The sequence below is a fragment of the Brevundimonas sp. P7753 genome (genome assembly GCF_013386595.1).
Taxonomy (GTDB): Bacteria; Pseudomonadota; Alphaproteobacteria; order Caulobacterales; family Caulobacteraceae; genus Brevundimonas; species Brevundimonas bullata.
Genome location: NZ_JACARP010000197.1, coordinates 1 through 1,616, shown reverse-complemented (window position 1 = coordinate 1,616; position 1,616 = coordinate 1). Strand labels below are relative to the sequence as shown.

Sequence of the window (1,616 nt, the reverse complement as noted above, 5' to 3'; positions counted from 1 at the left end):
CCGCCAGCAGGACGGCCAGGACGTAGAAGACAGCCACGCCCGGCTTGACCTGGGCGCCCAGACGCCGGGCCGAGGACTTGACCCCCGCCATGACGTCGTCCTCGATGTCTTGAAGCGCGTAGATGGTGTCGTAGCCGAGGGTCCAGAAGACGCCGCCTGCGTAGAGCAGCAGGGCCGACAGGGCCAGGTTACCGGAGTGAAGGCTCCACGCGCTGGCTTCACCCGCCATGCCGAGCGTAAGGCCACCCGCAAAGATGAGGTCGAGCAGCCAATGTAGAACGCCATAGCCGCCCGTCGCGGCGGCGAAGCCCAGCAGGGCGCCCCAGTTGAAGGTCAGGCCCAGCCAGGCCTGGGGCCACCAGGTGATGCGCTTCATGAAGGGGTAGGCCGCGACCAGACCCAGCGACAGGGCGCCGAGGACGACGGATGTCAGGTTCATGGTCAGCAGGATGCACAGGCTGATCAGGCACAGACCGGCGACGAAGGCCCAAGCCTGTTTGACGCTGATCTGACCCGCCGGAATGGGGCGCAGGGCGGTGCGGGCCACCTGGGCGTCGAAGTCGCGGTCGACGATGTCGTTCACGGCGCAGCCCGCGCCGCGCATCAGGGCGGCGCCGATGGCGAAGCCCGCGATCAGCCACAGCTCATAGCCGCCGAAGGGCCGATCGTACTGGTTCAGAGCCAGCATGATCCCCTGCCAGCCGGGCAGCAGCAGCAGCCAGATGCCGATGGGCCGGTCGAAGCGGCCCAGCTTCAGCCACGGCTTCAGCCCCTCAGGGGCGTAGCGGTCCACCCAGTTCTGGCGGGCGGCGTCGGGAAGCGGGGCTGTGCTCATGCAGGGGTCTTAGACCCTGAGGCGGTGGCGGGTGAAGACCTTGCGTCCGATCCGCGTGATGCGAGGACGCTTGCGGGATGCGGTCAGGCTGCGCTTAGTGTCGGCCAAACTGGAGGGAGCCGCCGATGACTGAAGCGCCGATCAAGGGCCCCGCGTCCTATTTCCCCTCCATCGAGAAGAAGTACGGACGGCCCATCAGCGAGTGGAAGGCCGAGGTCCGCGCCCGCTATCCCGCCAAGCACATGGAACTGGTCACTCTGCTCAAGAACGAGCACGACATGGGCCACGGCCACGCCAACGCCATCGTGGCGCACACCCTGGCGGAAGACGGGCTGAAGTAGGGGCGGGCGCTTGCGTCCGGGGCGTAGCCGTCAGAGAACACTGTAAAGCTTAACCCACCCCCGACCTCTGGCGGTCAAGGCCCAGTAAAAGAGTGACCCTTCGCCATGGCCAGTCCGTCGCTTTCACCGGGCGAATTCCTGGGCGCGCAGACGCGCGGCGTGCGGGCGCATGGCTACAGGGTCGATCTGAGGATCGCCACCCTGCCGCCCGAACAGGTTCACCTCCATTCGCACGAAGACGCCCATTTCGTGCTGGCGCTGGACGCGGGCTACCGCAGCCTGGCGCATGATCCCCTGACCCCGCGTCATCAGGCCTTTGGTCCCGGGGCCCTGGTCTGGAACCCCTCGGGGGTAGAGCACAGCGACTGTTTTGATGTGGCGGGCGGTCGGTTCCTGTCGCTCAGCTTCATGCCGCCTGCGGGCGCGCGCCTCGGTGATCC

The 1,616-nt window shown here is 67.3% G+C and carries 2 protein-coding genes and 1 pseudogene; 2 read left to right on the top strand and 1 reads right to left on the bottom strand.

The window, feature by feature from the left end; genetic code table 11:
- Positions 1-835 (bottom strand): UbiA family prenyltransferase (locus HX774_RS19040; protein WP_178828979.1); only part of this gene is annotated, 835 nt, incomplete at its 3' end.
- 125 nt (positions 836-960) lie between these two features.
- Between HX774_RS19040 and HX774_RS19035 the strand changes: the two genes are divergently transcribed.
- Both HX774_RS19035 and HX774_RS19030 read left to right on the top strand, forming a co-directional pair.
- On the top strand, positions 961-1,176 hold the full coding sequence (locus tag HX774_RS19035; protein ID WP_178828978.1) for a DUF4287 domain-containing protein: 216 nt from the start codon (positions 961-963) through the stop codon (positions 1,174-1,176).
- A 105-nt stretch (positions 1,177-1,281) separates the two neighbouring features.
- A pseudogene (locus HX774_RS19030) lies at positions 1,282-1,616 on the top strand (hypothetical protein); the annotation flags it as partial.

What these genes read in the sequence shown, in the direction of transcription:
- HX774_RS19035 (WP_178828978.1), top strand. Translation starts at nt 961, where the DNA reads ATGACTGAAGCGCCGATCAAGGGCCCCGCGTCCTATTTCCCCTCCATC.